The organism is Borreliella sinica (assembly GCF_033969665.2).
In the GTDB taxonomy this organism is placed as follows: Bacteria; Spirochaetota; Spirochaetia; order Borreliales; family Borreliaceae; genus Borreliella; species Borreliella sinica.
In genome coordinates, this window is record NZ_CP135180.1 from 542,211 (window position 1) to 559,214 (window position 17,004).

16 protein-coding genes are annotated in these 17,004 nt (G+C 28.6%); 12 read left to right on the plus strand and 4 right to left on the minus strand.

Annotation, left to right across the window (positions count from 1 at the left end):
• Positions 1 to 97 precede the first annotated feature (97 nt).
• Both QIA41_RS02545 and rpmB read left to right on the plus strand, forming a co-directional pair.
• The gene (locus tag QIA41_RS02545; protein WP_320292796.1) at positions 98 to 1,663 is read left to right on the plus strand and encodes a hypothetical protein; all 1,566 of its coding nucleotides are present in this window, start codon (positions 98 to 100) and stop codon (positions 1,661 to 1,663) included.
• 17 nt (positions 1,664 to 1,680) lie between these two features.
• Entirely contained in the window at positions 1,681 to 1,959 is a 279-nt protein-coding gene (gene rpmB / locus QIA41_RS02550; RefSeq protein ID WP_320292469.1) for a 50S ribosomal protein L28, read from the plus strand.
• Positions 1,960 to 1,977: 18 nt separating this feature from the next.
• Here the strand turns inward: rpmB and amrB are convergent, their stop codons facing one another.
• From amrB to QIA41_RS02565, 3 genes are all read right to left on the minus strand, one after another.
• Complete coding sequence (gene amrB, locus QIA41_RS02555) at positions 1,978 to 2,718, minus strand: AmmeMemoRadiSam system protein B (RefSeq protein ID WP_320292470.1); 741 nt, start codon at positions 2,716 to 2,718, stop codon at positions 1,978 to 1,980.
• Between the two features lie 17 nt (positions 2,719 to 2,735).
• Entirely contained in the window at positions 2,736 to 4,169 is a 1,434-nt protein-coding gene (gene pyk / locus QIA41_RS02560; RefSeq protein WP_320292471.1) for a pyruvate kinase, read from the minus strand.
• A gap of 98 nt (positions 4,170 to 4,267) precedes the next feature.
• A complete protein-coding gene (locus QIA41_RS02565; RefSeq protein ID WP_320292472.1) occupies positions 4,268 to 5,686 on the minus strand; it encodes an NFACT family protein in 1,419 nt (472 codons plus the stop codon).
• Between the two features lie 192 nt (positions 5,687 to 5,878).
• On the opposite strand from QIA41_RS02565, the gene QIA41_RS02570 reads away from it, so the two are divergent.
• The 9 genes from QIA41_RS02570 to rpsI are packed head-to-tail and all read left to right on the plus strand — an operon-like array spanning position 5,879 to position 14,757.
• Positions 5,879 to 6,529, plus strand: coding sequence for a LolA family protein (locus tag QIA41_RS02570; protein ID WP_320292473.1), 651 nt, complete (start codon positions 5,879 to 5,881; stop codon positions 6,527 to 6,529).
• 11 nt (positions 6,530 to 6,540) lie between these two features.
• Positions 6,541 to 7,740 carry a BB_0345 family helix-turn-helix protein gene (locus QIA41_RS02575; protein ID WP_320292474.1) on the plus strand — a complete coding sequence of 400 codons (1,200 nt, stop codon included), beginning with the start codon at positions 6,541 to 6,543 and terminating at the stop codon, positions 7,738 to 7,740.
• Between the two features lie 2 nt (positions 7,741 to 7,742).
• A complete protein-coding gene (locus QIA41_RS02580) occupies positions 7,743 to 9,839 on the plus strand; it encodes an ATP-dependent helicase (protein ID WP_320292475.1) in 2,097 nt (698 codons plus the stop codon).
• Positions 9,840 to 9,852: 13 nt separating this feature from the next.
• Positions 9,853 to 10,128, plus strand: coding sequence for an Asp-tRNA(Asn)/Glu-tRNA(Gln) amidotransferase subunit GatC (gene gatC / locus QIA41_RS02585; protein WP_320292476.1), 276 nt, complete (start codon positions 9,853 to 9,855; stop codon positions 10,126 to 10,128).
• 10 nt (positions 10,129 to 10,138) lie between these two features.
• On the plus strand, positions 10,139 to 11,584 hold the full coding sequence (gene gatA / locus QIA41_RS02590) for an Asp-tRNA(Asn)/Glu-tRNA(Gln) amidotransferase subunit GatA (protein WP_320292477.1): 1,446 nt from the start codon (positions 10,139 to 10,141) through the stop codon (positions 11,582 to 11,584).
• On the plus strand, positions 11,574 to 13,031 hold the full coding sequence (gene gatB / locus QIA41_RS02595) for an Asp-tRNA(Asn)/Glu-tRNA(Gln) amidotransferase subunit GatB (RefSeq protein ID WP_320292478.1): 1,458 nt from the start codon (positions 11,574 to 11,576) through the stop codon (positions 13,029 to 13,031). Before gatA ends, gatB begins: the two co-directional genes overlap by 11 nt.
• Positions 13,024 to 13,833 (plus strand): hypothetical protein, encoded by an 810-nt coding sequence (locus QIA41_RS02600; protein WP_320292479.1) that lies wholly within the window; start codon positions 13,024 to 13,026, stop codon positions 13,831 to 13,833. The genes gatB and QIA41_RS02600 overlap by 8 nt, the downstream gene beginning before the upstream one ends.
• Positions 13,834 to 13,885: 52 nt before the next feature.
• Positions 13,886 to 14,350 (plus strand): 50S ribosomal protein L13, encoded by a 465-nt coding sequence (gene rplM / locus QIA41_RS02605; protein ID WP_320292480.1) that lies wholly within the window; start codon positions 13,886 to 13,888, stop codon positions 14,348 to 14,350.
• A complete protein-coding gene (gene rpsI / locus QIA41_RS02610) occupies positions 14,347 to 14,757 on the plus strand; it encodes a 30S ribosomal protein S9 (protein WP_320292481.1) in 411 nt (136 codons plus the stop codon). The genes rplM and rpsI overlap by 4 nt, the downstream gene beginning before the upstream one ends.
• A gap of 61 nt (positions 14,758 to 14,818) precedes the next feature.
• Here the strand turns inward: rpsI and eno are convergent, their stop codons facing one another.
• Entirely contained in the window at positions 14,819 to 16,120 is a 1,302-nt protein-coding gene (gene eno, locus QIA41_RS02615; protein ID WP_320292482.1) for a phosphopyruvate hydratase, read from the minus strand.
• A 138-nt stretch (positions 16,121 to 16,258) separates the two neighbouring features.
• On the opposite strand from eno, the gene QIA41_RS02620 reads away from it, so the two are divergent.
• Positions 16,259 to 16,990 (plus strand): hypothetical protein, encoded by a 732-nt coding sequence (locus tag QIA41_RS02620; protein WP_320292797.1) that lies wholly within the window; start codon positions 16,259 to 16,261, stop codon positions 16,988 to 16,990.
• The last annotated feature ends 14 nt before the right edge of the window (positions 16,991 to 17,004 follow it).

A 17,004-nucleotide genomic window follows, 5' to 3' on the forward strand; every position in this document is an offset into this window, starting at 1 on the left:
TTTTACAATAAATTATGTATAATTTTTATAGTTAATATCGATTTTTATGTTTGATTGGAAAATAGAGCAAGGGAACTGAAGAGTTTTTAGGGGGATGATTAATTTGGGTTTATTTGATTTTATATTTTCTATGTTTAGTATTAATAAAGAGCTTACTTCTGAACAAATAAAGCAAAAAAGGTTAAAAGAAGTTAGAGTTAATTTAAGCAGGGCAAGTAATTTTTTTAATGCTTCAAAAATTCAAGCTTTACCCCAATTTTCTAGATTTCTTTATAATTTTTATAAAATTTTTTCTCCCTTGAGGACATTTGCCCAAAGATATAAAAATTCTAATAAAATTGTACATTTTGTTGTTGAAAAATATTTAAATGAGAGTCAGAAAAAATCTTTAGACTATATCTATTCTTTTTCTGCAAGTGATAATGTAAGTTTTGCTTCAGATCTTCCCAAAAAATTACATAATAATTTATCCCATTTATTTAAAAACATAACTCAAGAGCAAATTAAATTGATAGATGAAACTTATGAAGCTTTGCATAATTTTTTTGATTTAGTCTTATATCAATACTATTTAGTTCTTAAAAATTTTGACAGCTTGCTTCCAGAAGATGATTTTGTGTATAGACCTAGATTTAGCGCTATAGGTTGTGGAGTTATTATAGATGATCTTAAAGATTTGCTAGAATGTATCTCTTGCATTAAAAATATTTCTATTTGGAAAAACCTTTATGATATTATTTTAGAAATTTATGGAAATAAAGAAGATTTTCCTATTAAATCGAATGTCTGGATTAAGATTATTTCTTCTATTTTGGATGTAAATAAGAACAAAGAAATTCTATATTTAATAAGGTATGTTAGTGGGGATCCAGATTATTTTCCTAGTTCTATTGGACAAAAACCCAATTCAGTGGCAAGAATGTTTTTTAATGATCTTACCAAGCATGTTGCTACCGAAATTGAAAAGATTAAGGTTTTGCAAAAAAGTAGTAAATCTAAAACATTGGCTGAACAGCTTTTTCCAGGAATATCTTTTTTAAATTTGGATAATTATAATGAAAAAATGAATGAAAAGATTGTGTCTAAAATTATGAGTACCACAGGCTATATTTATTGTGAACTTTTAATTTATTTGAGGACATATACTATCTATTTTGTTAAAAAAGATCTTAATGATATTGTTAATTTACTTATTATTAAAGGACAATGGAAGCATATGGAGCTTTCAAGAGAAATGTCTAACGATATGCATGCCTTGATTAATATTTATGCAAATCTTATTGACTTTGATTCTAATTTAGGAGATCAAGGTGGTTATGGTAATAGAATAAATGCATTATTACATAGAGCTTCTGTGGGGGATAAATCTTCAGAGAAATTATTGTTAAGTATAATAGCAGACATTAATAAAAAGGCGTTTACCATATCGAGTGAATATTATGCCAAAATTCATTCTATTGAGCAACGTTTGCAAGATTGTCTTTCAGACTATTCAAAGGCATCTTTAGAAAGAGAGCTGATTTATAATTGGAAAGAGCTTGATATGGATCTTGCTAAAAGCTATGGAAACAATTTAAACTTTGGAGGTATAATGAAAAATATTTTGGGAAGCTTGGCTTTATTTTTAAAGTTAATGGATTTATATTTGGAGAAAAAATCATAAATTAAAGGAGTTTTTAAATGGCTAGGAAATGTGAGATAACAGGGAAAAAAACTATGTTTGGAAATAATGTTCCAAGAAAGGGTCTTGCCAAAAAAAAAGGTGGAGCTGGGCAACATATTGGAGTAAAAACCAAAAGAACCTTTAAGGTTAATTTAATAAATAAAAAATTTTTTATTCCAAATCTTGGAAGAAGTATTAACATTAAGGTTTCTGCTAATGCATTAAGAAGTATTTCAAAGATAGGGCTTGATGCTTTTTTAAAGAAAAACTCTAAAAAAATAGAAAGCTTTTTATAAATTTTAATTTTGATAATTTTATTTTATTAGGATGTTGCTTGATATTAAGTATTCTGGGGGATTGAATATTATTTTTGAGTCTGTAAATTCTAAATTTTCAAAAAGGCTTGAAATAGTCATAATTGCATTGATATTTTCTGGAAATATTTTTTTTGATTTATAATTTTCTAGTATTGAATTAAAACTAGGTGATTTTTTTTCAAAGAAGATGCGTTTTAAATTTTCTTCAAGCTTTAGGGCTTTTTTTATATTTGTAGATTTTGAAATAAAGTAAGATAGCAGAATAAATGAATTTTCTTCTTTGCTTATAAAAGGTATTAAAAATTCACAAAATTTTAGTAAATGTTTATTGCAAGTTTTTCCAAAAATTATTGGAATTATTTTTATATTTTTCTTTATATTGCTAATAAAATTCAATGTAATTTCGATTTTATGGTCATTTTCGATTAGTTTATCGTCTATATTGATAAAATTTAGATTTTTTAATAACTTTAATATTTCTATGTTTACTGTAATATTTTTGTTAAAAATTTTCCATACATGATGATTGGAGATATTAATTAAAAAGTTGCTTCTTGCCTCAGAGATTATAAATACGTTATTAGTTTGATTTGATATTATTTTTTTAAACAAACATTTATTTTTTAAAAAAAACTCATAATTTCCATAACTTGTTAGGATGGCTTTGTGAGTTTTTTTTTCTTCCAACTTAAATGGTAAGTCGTTTGTATTATTTGAATAAAATATGTTTTCAACCAAGGGGTTTCTAACTTGCTTTATATATTTCGCCCCTTGATTGCATCTTCTACTGTGTTTATTTCCATAAATTCTGTTCCTTTGTCAATATTTCTATTTGGGTTCCCAGAAATAATTATTACAGTATCCTTGTCATTAACAATTCCTTGTTCTTTTAATATTTTAAGAGAAGTTACAACAAATTCGGTAGTTCTTTTAAAATTATTGTCTACAAGATTGGAATAAACACCATAAGATAATGCCAATTCTCTTGCTAATCTTTCGCTATTTGTTGTAATGAATAATGGGACACTTGCTCTGTAAGTTGCCATTATTCTTGCAGTTTTGCCTTTTAGAGAATCCACAATAATTGCTTTTACATCCATAAACTTTGTGGCATCGATTGCACATTTGATAATATAGTTTCTTGTAATGCTTTTATCGTAAAAAAGTTCATCCTTATATAAGGTCATTTTTCTATGTTTTTCAACTTTTTTAGCAATGCTTGTCATCATTTTTACAGCTTCAACCGGATATTTTCCGTAAGCAGTTTCTCCAGATAGCATAATTGCATCTGTACCGTTTAAAATAGCATTAGCAATATCAGATACCTCTGCTCTAGTAGGTCTTGGATTCTCAATCATTGTATGAAGCATTTGAGTTGCTGTAATCACAGGTATTCCATACTTTATGCAAGTTTGTGTTATTTTAAGTTGAGCAATAGGTACATCTTCTGCAGGAATTTCAACTCCCATATCTCCTCTTGCAACCATTATTCCATAAGATGCTTTTACAATTTCTTCGATATTGTCAATTCCTTCTTGATTTTCTATTTTGGATATAATTTTTACATCAGGATTACCAGCGGCATTTAAAATTTTTTGGACATCTTGAACGTCTTTTGAATGTCTTACAAACGAATGGGCAATAAAATCAACATTATACTTTGCTGCAAGCTCAATAAATCCTTTATCTTTTTCGGTTACTGATTGCAGCTTAAGAGAAATGCCAGGAGTATTTATTGATTTTTTGTTTTTAATTTGACCATCATTTTTAATTTCACAAATTAATCGGTCAGGCAGTTTGGTAACAACAGTCATTTCGAGCTCACCATCATCAATTAGCACTTTAGAGCCCTGGGGCACTTCTTTAACGAACCCATCATAATTGGTTTGAAAGCTGGTAGGTTCATTAATAGGTGAAGTTGAGATGATTACCCTGTCTCCAGTTTTTACAATAATAGGATTTTCGATATTTGCTGTTCTAACTTCCGGTCCTTTTGTATCAATCATTAGAGCTATTTTATTTGAAATTTTTCTAACATTGTCTATTACTTTTATTGTATCTTCGTGTGATTGATGAGCAGTATTTAGTCTTATGACATTTACTCCTGCATCGTATAAATCTTTTATATGTTCTGGTTCGCATCTAAGATCAGATATTGTTGCTACGATTTTTGTTAACTTTGAAATCATAAAGTTCTTCCTCCACTTTTATAAATTTTATGCTTTTTGTCTTTGAATAACAATATTTTGTAAAAAATTCAAAACTTTGCTTTGCATAAGAACAGTATTTAGGTTTGATTTTTTAATTTTTTTATTAGATTTTCATCCAGTTTGATATGTAAATTTTTTTCTGCTTTTGGAATCACAAGGCCTAGCTTTCCTTTTTTAGCTCTTCTTAAATTTTTGACTTGAGTGTAGTAAAGATCCGCTTTTCCCGCTTTTTTTGCCAATTTTGTATAAAATATACATAAGTTGCCAGCAGCTAAAAGGACTTCAAGGCAAGGGGTTTTATTTTTTTGGTTTTTAATAAAAACATAAGCTCCGGGATAATCTCTTGCATGAAGCCAATAGTCATTTCCTTTAACACAATGTCTTAAAAGTTCATCGTTTTCTTTTGCGCTTCTTCCAACAAGAATTTCAAATCCAAAAAAAGTAAAATGGGATCCTATTTTTGGTGTTTTTTCTTTTTTTTTAATAGTGGTTTCTTCTTGATTGTATTCTGTTTTTGGAATGAAATTTTCGGTTTTTAGCATTGTTATTTTTGATTGAATGGAATTCAATTTGTCTAGACTTTCTTTCAATTGATTTTGTATATTTGTAAAAGAATTTTTGCCTTTTTTATATGCTTTAAAATATTGCAAAGCATTTTCTTTTGGGGACAATGATTGGTTTAACGATATTTTTATTTTTTCTTCTCTATAATTTAGGAGGTTTATTTCTTTAAGTCCTTTTTGTATTTTGTTAATATTTAATAAAATTAACTCACCTTTTTCCTTTTCATTTTCAATGTTTTCAATCAGCTTAATTTGTTGTTTTAAAGATTCTATTTTTTTTTCTAAAACAATTAACTCTTTTTTGTGTTTTTCAATAAGTAATTCTTTTATGTCGGGTTCTTTAATTTGGTTGCTGAGTGATTCGTAGTAATTTTCAATAAATTCAGAATAAGAGGTGTGATTGGCATTGTTGTATTCTTCTTTTAGTCCCATAAGGGCTTTATCAGATATTTTATTGCTTTCATATATTTCTTTAGCTTTTAAAAAAAATTCACCCGATATTTCTTTTATTTTTGGTCTTCTGTAATATGCATCTAGTATTTTAAAGTCCGGATTTGTAGCTATTATATTTGGAGAGGATGGCCACAATTTAATAAATAAAATAATTATATCTTTTTTTAAAATCTCAAGAGAAATTATTCTTTCATTTTTCATTTGGTAAGCTTTTAAAATTTTTCCATTTTGGATTTTTGATTTTAAAAAATCAGAAAATCTTAATTTTAAAGCAGTTTTTTTGAATTTTTTTTTTGTTATGTGAAGTCTGGTAGTTTTTGGATTTAAAGAGATTAATATTTTAAATTTTTTATTGTCAAGTTTATTGTAAATTTCTAAAATCAAGCTTTTGTAATCCGGCTGTATTATTTTTTTTATTAAAGAGTTTGTAAAAGGTATTTCTTTAATCAAAGTATTTATTTCAACGTAATTCAAAGACATTTTTATCAAATCCTAATTCTTAAAAGATGCTTATATCTAAGCTTTAAATTTTTATTTTATGTATTAAACTATTACTATTAATAATAGTTTATTTCTATGATATGTAGTATTATGGAAATAAAGTTTATTGGCAATAAATAGTTTAAATGTAGTGTTGTTAATGGCTTAAGCTTAATAATAAGAGTTCATAGAATGATAAAAACAATACTTTTGTTGGTTTTATATCCTGTTGCTGTGTTTGCTCAGATATCCGCAAATCAATACTTTGAAGGAATTTATGCTAAATATCAAAATATAGAGGATATGCAAGCAACAATTGATTTTACTTTAAAAGGATTAAAGCAAACAGGTGTTTTGCTTTATAAGTTTCCAGATAAGTTTATTATTAATTTAGATTCAAATAATCAAGTTTTTGTAAGTGACGGTGAATTTTTAACAGTTTATGTTCCATCTCTGGGGACCTCATTTAATCAGCAATTAGTAAAAGGTAGCAGTGGGGGAGGTCTTATGAAGGTTTTAAATAGTGAGTACAGCGTGTCTTATACTAATTCTCCAAATCCAGAAACTCTTGATGCATCTGATTCTGGGAAGTACATTAAATTAACCTTTTCTAGAAAACTTTATAAGGGAGCTGCTACTATTAATTCTTTTATTATTGCTTTTACACCAGATGGAATAATTAGAAGAATTACTGCTTATCCTACTAGTGGTGGACGTGAAATAGTTATTGATTTGACTTCTGTGAAGTTTAATGTTGGAATTCTTGATAGCAAATTTAAGTATGATCCTCCAAAATCTTCAAATAAGGTAGATAATTTTTTATATGATATTCAAAAAAATTAAGGTTTAAATCTATGGAAGAAAATGATTTTATTAAATTTGGGAGTTATTTGAGAAAAGTTAGAAATAGTAAAAATTTGACTCTTGAAATGGTAGCTGATGATATTAGAATTTCTATTAAGTATCTTAAAGCTCTTGAAGATTCTAATATTGAAGTTTTTCCAAATGAAGTTTTGGCCGTTGGATTTTTAAGAACTTATAGTGAATATTTAGATATTGATTCTAGATTGATATCAACACTTTTTAAGGAATATAAAAGTAGACTTAATAATAGTTATATTGGGATTAGGACTGAAGATAAAATTTCAAATTCAGGATTTTTAGGAGATAATAAGGTTTTAAACAAAAAATTGGGGTTTTTTAGTTTAAATTCTTTAAACATGCTAAATATCCTGTTAGGAATTGTTGGTGCTATCTTGTTATTGGTTTTGATTTTTGCTTTTAGAGAAGTGGAAGGTTATTTTAAAAAATTTTTTAAACTCAGTCAAAATGAGAAGATAATTTCAAATATTCATGAAGTGTCTTTTGATAAGAAGAATTTTTGGAATGTTTCTCTTAAAGAAGGAGATTTTTTATCTTTAACGCATGGTGATAGTATTGAAAAATATAGAGCATCGTTTAGCAGTGATGATTTAGTTATTGATGATGAGTCTAAAAAAAGTAAGAATATTTTTGCTTTGGGAGAGTTTAAAGAGATAAATCTTGATAATAATATGAGAGTCAAAATTATTTATGAGAACTATTATTATGATAAGTCTAAAATAGCCCATGTAAGTTTAGAGTCTTTTGCTTTAAATGTTAAATATGTATCTGAAACTAATATTGACAATAGATTTAATATTTTAAATTGGCAATTTGATGTTAAGGGAACTGAAAGATTACCAAGTGGTGATTATCTTACCCTATATTCTTCTCAAAAACTTTCAAATGTTGATTTAAAAATTGATTTTTTAAATAATACATTTCTTAGATATGCTGATGAAGATAATCTTCATGGCAAGTCTTTTTTTGCGTCCAAAGGTATTCCTATTAATTTAGCTTTTGAAAAATCTTTAATACTATTCTTTTCAAGACTTTCTGATGTTACTGTTATTCTTAATGACATAGACATTACTCCTTTTCTAAAAGAGCAGGGAAAAGAAATTTTTGCTGTCCAATTCTTTTGGGTAAAGACACCCTCAGGATTTGATCTTAAGGTCTCTGAAGTTTATTAGTAATGGATAAGATAAAAAATTTTTTTTCTAGCTTAAATGTTTATCAAGAAAAAATTGTTTTTAATAAAAGTAGAGATCCAATTCTTGTTTTAGCAGGGCCTGGAAGTGGTAAAACAAGGGTTATAATTGCAAAAATTGTGTATTTAATTAAACATATGAATATAAATCCTTATGAAATTTTGGCTTTAACTTTTACCAATAAAGCTGCAAATGAAATGAATGACAGGATAAATGATCTTTTAAAATTTGACAAGAAGCTTCATATTCAGACTTTTCATTCTTTTGGATCTTGGCTTTTAAGAGCTTATTATAAGGATTTTGACAAAAATTATGATTCAAACTTTACAATTTGGGATACTAAGGATGTTGTTAGATTTGTTAAACAAATTGATCTTGCTCCAAATCTTGAAATGGCGCAACATATTGCGTCTTTGATTTTAAAAGACAAAGAAAATTTTTTCTTAGGAAAATTTACTGAGTTTACGGAAAAGAAATATGAGTATATTAAAATTTATGAGGAAGAGAAAGCCAAGAATAATGCTTTTGATTTTTCAGATCTTATTATTAAACCTATTTTAATGCTTAGGCAGTCTAAATCTTTAAAAGAATTTGTTCAATCTAAATTTAAAGTCATTTTTGTAGATGAGTATCAAGATACGAATTATTCACAATTTTTATTTTTGAAAGAACTTTATTCGAATGGTATGTATTTTATGGTTGTGGGAGATGAAGATCAGTCCATATATTCTTTTAGAGGGGCTAGAATTGAAAATATTCTTGAATTTGAAAAAACTTTCAGCAATGTTGCTAAATTTTATTTAGTGCAAAATTATCGTTCAAATTCAAATATAGTGGATATTGCAAATGGAGTTATATCGAAAAATAAAAATAGGTATGAGAAACAAATAACAACTCAAAATAGTACTGGTAAGAGAATGAAATTTTTAGTTTTTCAAAGCACATCAGATGAAGCTGAATATTTTTCCAACTTGCTTGTTGCCAATGATATTGAGACGGCAATACTTTATAGATTCAATTCCCAATCTTTTCATTTTGAAACATCTTTTTTAAAGAAGAATATTTCATACAGGGTTTTAGGATCAATTAAATTTTATGATAGAGAGGAAATAAAAGATATTATTTGTTTGCTTAGGCTTTTTATAAACAAGAGAGATAAAATAGCTTTTTTAAGAGTGATAAATAAACCTTCTAGAGGAATTGGAAAAACTACTCTGGACAAAATAATTAGTGTTTTAAACGATAATGATGTTAATTTTAATTTGTTTTGTGCGAGTAAAAAGGTTTTAAATTCGCTTAAAAATAAGGCCAAAGAGTCTCTATTATTGTTTTTAAATATTTATGATGAGTTGGGTAAAAATCTTTTTGAAAATAATTATATTAATTTATCTTCTTTTATTGAAAATGTTGTAATTAAGTTTGGCTTTTTAGATTATTATAAAAAATTCGATAAGGATGAAAAATTAAGAAATATCGATGAACTTATTAATAGTGGAATTGAATATTCAGGTACATTTGAAGGTCTTGCTATATTTTTAGAAAATTCTTCACTTTCTCCTATAATTTCTGGAGATTTTAGGTCTAATATACTTTTGTCTTCAATTCACGGTGTTAAGGGACTTGAATTTGATAGAGTTATTATTTCTGGACTTGAGAAAGGTCTTTTGCCAGCTGAAATTGAAGAATTAACAGAAGATAAACTTGAGGAGGAGAGAAGGCTTTTTTATGTTGCAATTACAAGAGCCAAGTCAGAGCTTGTTGTCACCTTAAATCTGAGGCGAGCTTTTAGAGGTTCTTTTAAAAGTACTATGATTTCTGTTTTTTTCCATGATATCGACAAAAATTCTTATGATATTGTTTTTATCCCAGAATATTTAAAAGAGAATTTTAATAATTTTTTTATTGATAATAAAAGAGATGTTAGATTTAATATTGGGGACTATATAATTTATAATGGAGAAAAGGGGATGATTGTTGATAGCTGGTACCAAGACAGATTACAGTTTGTTAAAATTAGTTTGAGGAATGGTAAAAAGGCTATTTTGAGTCCTGAGTATATTAAAAAAATTATTAAAATTTAGTTAGGGGTTTATTTTGAAAGATATACATTTAGAAAATAGCTTAAAGTTAAGTTTAGTTACACTCAGCAGAGATAGTGAAGATAAATTTATTTCAAAATTTGAAAAGGTTATTAGATTGGTTAATGAAATTTCAAATTTTGATGTTCAAATTGATTTTGACACGGATAAGAAAAAGATTTCTACATTACGTGAGGATAAAGTGAGATTTTCTCTTTCTATTGAATCAATTAAAAAGCTTAGTAATTCGTTTTTAGATGGATATTTTTCATCTCCTAAAATATTGGAATAAGGATGAGGTCTTGGACTTAAGTAATTTAACTTTAACCAAAATTCAAAAATTAGTTTTAACTAAAAAATGTAAAATTTATGATATTTTGCTTGCTTATAAAAATAATTATGAGCTAAATAAAGAAATTAACGGATATATTGAATTTTTTGAGGATTCTTTAGAGATTGCAAAAAAGTATGACGATTGTTTAAAAAGTTGTAAATTAGAGGATTTGCCATTAATTGGTATGCTTATTGCCGTTAAAGATAATATTTCGATTCAAGACAAATCTTTAACTTGTGCTTCTGAAATTTTAAAGGGCTATGTTTCTCCTTATGATGCTACCGTGATCAAAAGACTTAAAAATAAAGGAGCAATTTTAATTGGTAGGACCAATATGGATGAATTTGCCATGGGTTCTACTTGTGAATTTTCTTATTATGGTGCGACTTTAAATCCTTTAAATAGAGAATATGTTATAGGTGGTAGTTCTGGGGGCTCTGCAGCTGTAGTTGCAGCTTTTCAAGCACCTTTTTCGCTTGGCAGTGATACTGGAGGCTCTGTTAGACTTCCTGCATCTTTTGCGGGTATTTTAGGTTTCAAGCCTTCTTACGGTGGTCTGTCTCGTTATGGGCTTGCATCTTACGCTTCATCTTTTGATCAAATAGGGTTTTTTTCTCATTCTATTGAGGATATTGCTTTGATTTTAAAACATACTTGTGGAGCTGATAAAATGGATTCTACTAGTGTAGATATCTTTGATGATTTTTATCCTTTAGAAATTGGATCGTTGCAAGGTAAAAATTTAGTTGTGATTAAAGAACTTAGCGAAGGCCTAATGGATAAAAATGTTGCAAGTAGTTTTGCCAAATTTAAACTTGATCTTTTGTCAAAAGGTATTAATATTAAAGAAGTTTCAATAGAAGAGATTAATTTTGTTTTATCAATTTATTATACAATTTCTCCCGTTGAAGCCTCCTCCAATCTTGCTCGTTATACCGGACTTTGTTATGGTAAGAGAATATCAGAAAATTTAAGTCTTAATGATTTTTATTTTAAACATAGAAGTAATTTTTTGTCAGAAGAAGTAAAAAGACGTATTGTTCTTGGAAATTATTTATTATCTGAAGGTTATGATGCCAAATATTACTCAAAGGCTTGTGAAATTCTTCAAAATTTGATTATTCCTAAATTTAACAAGCTTTTTGAAAGTTGTGATTTTATTATTACCCCAACAAGTTTTGTGAGGCCTTTTAAAGTTGGTTTAGATTTTGATGATCCTGTTAAAATGTATTACTCAGATATTTGTACCGTCATTGCAAATCTTATTGGATCTCCTGCTATTTCGATTCCATATTCCAAGGATCAGGAAGGATTGTCGATTGGAATGCAAATTATTGGGCGTAGCAAGAAGGATTTTGAACTTTTAAGTTTTTCAAAAAATGTAATTAGGGAATTAGGATTGAATGGAATATAAATTAGTTATTGGATTAGAAATTCATGTTCAACTAGGTTTAAGAACAAAGGCTTTTTGTGGATGTAAGAACGAATTTGGAGGAGTTCCTAATTCTCGTGTTTGTCCAATTTGTCTTGGCTTGCCTGGTTCGTTGCCAAGTGTAAATGTAGAACTTATTAATAGTGCAATTTTGGCAGGTCATGCTACAAATTCAAAGATTAAACATGTTGTTAAATTTGATAGAAAACATTATTATTATCCAGATTTGCCAAAAGGATATCAAATCTCTCAAAATGATAAGCCGATTTGTGAGGAGGGAAGTTTATTGATTGAAACTTCTTTTGGGTTTAAAAAGATTAATATTATTAGAATTCATATGGAAGAAGATTCGGGCAAGAGTCTACATTTGTCGGATAGTGAAAATCAAAGTTATATTGATTTTAATCGCTCGGGGGCTCCTTTGCTTGAGATTGTTTCTGCTCCAGATATTAGCAGTGGGGATGAGGCAGTTGCTTTTTTAGGTTCTTTAAGAGAAATTTTTAGATATCTTGATTTGTCAGAATGCAATATGGAGAATGGTTCTTTTAGATGTGATGTAAATGTTAATTTAATTATTAAAGAGAATGGTGTTGAGTATAAGACTCCTATAGCTGAGATAAAGAATTTAAATTCTTTTAAATCTATTAAGGCTGCTATTGAATATGAAGAATTAAGACAGCAAAAGGAGTGGGTTCAATTTAGGAAAACCCTTGATGACTTTGGTAAACATACTAGAGGATTTGATGATAAGACTGGGAAAACAGTGATTCAAAGAAATAAAGAGACGGTATCTGATTATCGCTATTTCCAAGAACCCGATTTGCCTTTAATAGAGATTGATGATTTTTATATTAATAATATTAAAAATTTAAAGTTAATTGAACTTCCATTTGATGCAAGAGTTAGGCTTAAGAGTCAATATGGTTTAAGCGATTTTGATATTATTACTCTAACAGCAGATAAGCATCTGCTTAGATATTTTGAGGAGGCTGTAATTAATTCAAGCGATCCTAAAAAAGTGGCGAATTGGATATTGTCTGAAGTTTTAAGCGTTCTTAATGATAAGGGAATTAGTGTTCTTGAATTTAATTTGCTTCCAAACCATATAACGGAGCTTGTTGAATTTATTGTTGCTGGTAAAATAAGTGGCAAAATAGCAAAAAAAGTATTTTCAGAGATGATGACCAGAGAAGTTCCTGCTTCTGTTATTATAAGTGAAAATAAATTAGAGCAAATAAGTGACAAGTCTTTTATTAAACAGATTGTACTTGAAGTTTTAAATGAGAATCCTAAATCAATTGAACTTTACAAAAAGGGTAAAGATCATGCTATTAAATTTATGATGGGGCAAATAATGAAAAAATCTTCAGGAAAAATTAATCCGATACTGGCGAATGAAATTCTTTTACAAAGTTTATTAAATGTATAATTTGTCATTAATAGATAATTTGCCGGTGATCAAAAGGGCAAGGTTTTTTTATCTTTACGATATTCACGGTAAGAGATATTTGGATTTATATTTAAATGGTGGAAAAAATTTTTTAGGTTATAGGGTTCAAGGTTTAAATCGTCTTTTCAAGCAAACTATGTCAAGAGGTTTGATATCCCCTTATCCTTCTGTTTTTAAAAATCAATTTATCAATTTGGTATTTACTTTTTTTAAAGAAGCCGGATCTGTTTATATTTTTAAGCAAGAGCAAGATGCAAAAGAATTTTTATTATCTTTAACCGGTAAAGATAAATTTTTTATGCCTTGGGAAAAAGAAGAAGGAATATATGAGTTTAAAGTAGGATTTAAAAATATCAAGTACCCTATGATTTTTAATATTCCCTTGCCCGATTGTATGTCTGTTAGCATTGTTATTGTGGATAACTTTTCTAGAAAAATAGAATTTAAAGATAGTTTTGATGCTGTAACTTTGTCTTTGGCTAGACATACATTAAGCAAACTTTTATTTTATAGTAAAAATTTTAGTGTTGATTTTAATTCCTTTGCTACATCTTTGTTTAGAGTGACTAATAGGTATATGTTTCCTCTTTATGATTCTTGTTATCATGCGGAGATTTTTAATGAATTTCTCAAATATGGTTATTTAATTAGCCCAAATTTTAGTATTCCATCTATTATTCCTTTAAAATTTTCTAAAGGAGACCTGGATAATTTTAGAAAAGTTTGTTTTACCCTTAAGGATAAGTTTATTGATGGGCTTGACAGCGATCCTTGCAAATAATACAATAAATAAGATTTATGCATAAAATTATATGTAAGGGTAATGTGCTATTATGAATAAAATAACTAATAATGCTACGATTTGGATTAAGCCAAAAACTATTGAAAAAAAATGGTATGTAATTGATGCGGCAAATAGGGTTTTAGGTAAAGTTGCTGTGGATGTTGTTAGAATTTTAAGGGGTAAGCATAAAGCTTATTATACTCCCCATCAAGATCTAGGTGACAATGTTATTGTTATTAACGCTTCTAAGGTTAGACTAACGGGAAAAAAATATCAACAAAAACTTTATTATAGGCATTCAAGATATCCTGGAGGTCTTTATTCTGACACTTTTAGAACATTGTCAGAGAGAAAGCCTTGTGCACCTCTTGAGATTGCTATTAAAGGCATGTTGCCAAAAGGTCCTTTGGGGCGCGATCTTTTTAGAAATTTAAAAGTCTTTTCTGGTTCAGAGCATACTCTTAAGGCTCAAAATCCTGTAAAACTTGAACCTAATTTAAGAGGGATAAAATGAAAAAATCAAATTTTAGCAATATTAATTTATCAATGGGAACCGGTAGGAGAAAATCTTCTGTTGCTAGAGTTTACATTAGAGAAGGTAGTGGTAGTATCAAGGTAAATAATAAAGACTTCGACTCTTACATTCAACTTGAAAATTTAAGAACAATGGCGTTATCTCCTTTAGTTTTGACAAATACACTTGGGAAATATGATCTTTATATCAATGTTTATGGGGGAGGAATTTCAGGCCAATCAGGGGCAATAAGGCATGGTATCTCAAGGGCTCTTTTTGAACTTGATGAATCTAATAAGATTATTTTAAGATCCAATGGATTTTTAACAAGAGATTCAAGGAAGGTTGAACGTAAAAAATTTGGGCAAAAAAAAGCACGAAAAAGTTTTCAATTTTCCAAAAGATAATTTTATTTTTATACGGTTTATTTTTATTTAAGCAAAAAAATCCCTTTAGAAGGGATTTAATTTATTTTTGCTTAATAGAATAAAAGACATTTTTACCGTGGTATTCAGCAGTTGTTTCCAATTCCTCTTCTATTCTTATGAGTTGATTGTATTTTGCTATTCTGTCTGTTCTTGAGAGTGAACCGGTTTTGATTTGCCCCGTTCCAAGAGCCACGACAAGATCAGCTATTGTTGTATCTTCTGTTTCTCCCGATCGGTGAGAGACTATTGCTGTGTATCCCGCTTTTTTAGCCATTTCCACAGCTTCAAATGTTTCTGTTAATGTTCCAATTTGATTGACCTTGATAAGAATTGAGTTGGCAACCCCCATTTCAATTCCTTTTTTGAGAAAAGAAGTATTTGTCACAAATAAATCATCCCCAACAAGTTGTATTTTGTTTCCAATTTTGTCTGTAAGTTTTTTCCATCCATCCCAATCTTCTTCGGCCATCCCGTCTTCAATTGAAATAATTGGATATTTTTCTACCCATTTTGACCAATATTCAACCATTTGCTCGGAAGTAAGTTCTTCTTTTGTTGACCATTTGAGTACATATTTTTTTGTTTTTGGATCATATAGCTCAGATGTTGCCGGATCAAGAGCTATTGCTATGTCTTTTCCAGGCTCATATCCAGCTTTCTTTATTGCTTCTATAATCATTTCACAGGCTTCTTCGTTTGATTTTAAATTTGGAGCAAATCCCCCTTCATCTCCAACAGAGGTTGCGTATCCTTTATCATTTAGAATGCCTTTTAGCGTATGAAAAACTTCTACTGCCATTCTTATTGCTTCGCTGAAAGTTTTTGCTCCTATTGGCATTATCATGAACTCCTGAAAGTCAACAGAGTTGTCCGAATGTGCGCCGCCGTTAATAATATTGCACATAGGTGTAGGCAAAATGTTGGCTTTGTATGCTCCAAGATACTGATAAACCTTAAGCCCAAGGTACTTTGCAGCAGCTTTAGCTGTGGCCATTGAAACCGCTAAGATTGCATTAGCACCAAGTTTTTCTTTTGTAGGGGTGCCATCAAGTTCGATCATTTTTCTATCGATTGCAACTTGATTTAAGGCACTCATACCTTCAAGTTCTGGGGCAATTATGTTTTTTATATTTTCAATTGCTTTTAAAACCCCTTTTCCCATATATACAGATTTATCACCATCTCTAAGCTCAACAGCTTCGTTAATCCCTGTTGATGCACCTGATGGTACAGCGGATCTTCCGAAAGTTCCATCTTCTAAGATGACATCAGCTTCGACTGTTGGATTCCCTCTGGAATCAATAATTTGTCTGGCTTTGATTTCATAAATATGAAAACCCATTTTTATACTCCTCGTATTATTTACTTTAATGTATGTTTTTAGTATAATGTTAAAAAGTCTAAATGTGTAGTATCCTAACAAAAGAATTATTGTTATGAGCTTTTTATATAATCTATGAAAGAAAGTTTTTTATGTTTATTGGTTTTTGCAAGTTTATGTGTTAACAGTCTTTTTTCAGATGATTATATAATGTATGATTTTGATTTGAGTTTAAGTGATTTTCTAGAAGTTTCAACAAGAAAAGACAATCTTAAGCCTATGATTGATTCCAAACGTGTATTATTGTTTTATCCCCCTAGTAAAGAAATTAGAAAAATTTTTGCAGCTTTTGACTTTGATCAGTATTCTAAGAAGTATTTATACAAAAAAAATGAGTATGGGGTTTTTTTTGTTAAAGTTAATATTCCTCACGGTACAAGCGATATAAAATATAGGCTTATTGTAGACGGTATTTGGACTAATGACGAGTATAATAAAAATGTGGTTTATAATGAAGATTTAATTCCATTTTCTAAAATTGAGGTTGATAAAGAGAAGTCTAGCTATATTTCGTTGAGGAACCCAATACAATCATATGATAATAATGAGGTTGAAATTTTTTATATAGGCCGTCCAGGGCAAATAGTTACAATAGCTGGTAGTTTTAATAATTTTAATCCTTTTTTGAATAGACTTATTGAAAAAGAAGACAATAAGGGGATTTATACTATTAAGCTGAGAAACTTGCCCAAGGATAGAATTTATTATTATTTTATTGATTCTGGTAACAAAGTAATAGATAAAAATAATGTTAATAGAATTAATTTATACTTTGTTGAGGGGATTGATAATAAAATAGATTTTGAAGTTTCTTACTTTGACCATAAATAAACTGTTCAATTTTT